The sequence below is a fragment of the Streptomyces sp. NPDC001851 genome, from assembly GCF_040297165.1.
Lineage (GTDB): Bacteria > Actinomycetota > Actinomycetes > Streptomycetales > Streptomycetaceae > Streptomyces.
Genome location: NZ_JBEOYR010000073.1, coordinates 1 through 1560 on the forward strand (window position 1 = coordinate 1; position 1560 = coordinate 1560).

Below are 1560 nucleotides of genomic sequence, written 5' to 3' on the forward strand. Positions count from 1 at the left end.
GCCAACGGTACGGCCGCCTTCACGGATTGCGAAACGCAGACCGTCGTCCATCGCGATTGGGTGAATCAGGGTGACAACCATGTTCACGTTGTCGCCTGGCATTACCATCTCTACGCCTTCTGGCAGTTCGATGGTACCGGTCACGTCAGTAGTACGGAAGTAGAACTGTGGACGGTAGCCTTTGAAGAATGGCGTGTGACGACCACCTTCATCTTTGCTCAGGATATACACTTCAGATTCGAACTGGGTGTGTGGCTTGATGGAGCCTGGTTTAGCCAGTACCTGACCACGTTCGATTTCTTCACGTTTGATACCACGCAGCAGAACACCTACGTTCTCACCAGCACGGCCTTCGTCCAGCAGTTTGCGGAACATTTCAACGCCAGTACAGGTAGACTTAACGGTGTCTTTGATACCAACGATTTCAACTTCTTCGCCAACTTTGATGATACCGCGCTCAACACGACCGGTAACAACGGTACCACGACCGGAGATGGAGAATACGTCTTCGATTGGCAGCAGGAACGGCTTGTCGATAGCACGCTCTGGCTCTGGGATGTAGCTGTCCAGGGCTTCGGCCAGTTCGATGATTTTCGCTTCCCACTCAGCTTCGCCTTCCAGCGCTTTCAGCGCGGAACCGCGGATCACTGGCAGGTCGTCGCCTGGGAAGTCGTAAGCGGACAGCAGTTCGCGAACTTCCATTTCTACCAGTTCCAGCAGCTCTTCATCATCAACCATGTCGCATTTGTTCATGAATACGATGATGAAAGGAACGCCAACCTGACGACCCAGCAGGATGTGCTCACGAGTCTGAGGCATTGGGCCGTCAGTCGCAGCTACTACCAGGATCGCGCCGTCCATCTGAGCAGCACCGGTGATCATGTTTTTCACGTAGTCGGCGTGCCCTGGGCAGTCAACGTGCGCGTAGTGACGAGTCGGGGTGTCATACTCAACGTGAGAGGTGTTGATGGTGATACCACGAGCTTTTTCTTCTGGCGCGTTATCGATCTGGTCGAAAGCACGTGCAGAACCGCCGTAGGTTTTAGCCAGAACGGTGGTGATCGCTGCAGTCAGGGTAGTTTTACCGTGGTCAACGTGGCCGATAGTACCGACGTTAACGTGCGGTTTTGTACGTTCAAACTTTTCTTTAGACATCGATTGTCCCTCTAAGACACGGATAAATCGGTGGTATCACCACATCAACCAAGCATTTGCTCGTTGAATCCAGAACAGAAAGAAAATCAGGGGGCGAGAAATTAAGAAGTGGTGCTGATAGGCAGATTCGAACTGCCGACCTCACCCTTACCAAGGGTGCGCTCTACCAACTGAGCTATATCAGCACATCTTGGAGCGGGCAGTGGGAATCGAACCCACATCATCAGCTTGGAAGGCTGAGGTAATAGCCATTATACGATGCCCGCATCCTGGAACTCGGCTACCTGATTTTTCTGTAGAATTTTGGGATGGAGCAGGACTATTCATCACTCGCTTCGCATCCTTCGGGCCGGCTGCGCCTTGCGCTGCACAGCTCGAACCTTGCCGAAGGCTTTCGCCCTCTCC

1 protein-coding gene, 2 tRNA genes and 1 other RNA gene are annotated in these 1560 nt (G+C 53.0%); all 4 read right to left on the reverse strand.

Annotated elements, in window-relative coordinates; genetic code table 11:
* A partial coding sequence (gene tuf / locus ABT171_RS41520) for an elongation factor Tu (protein ID WP_351252131.1) occupies nt 1-1155 on the reverse strand: 1155 nt, incomplete at its 3' end.
* Between the two features lie 109 nt (nt 1156-1264).
* Nucleotides 1265-1340, reverse strand: a tRNA-Thr gene (locus ABT171_RS41525).
* A 6-nt stretch (nt 1341-1346) separates the two neighbouring features.
* Nucleotides 1347-1421, reverse strand: a tRNA-Gly gene (locus ABT171_RS41530).
* A gap of 36 nt (nt 1422-1457) precedes the next feature.
* A non-coding RNA gene (locus tag ABT171_RS41535) (RtT sRNA) lies at nt 1458-1560 on the reverse strand; the annotation flags it as partial.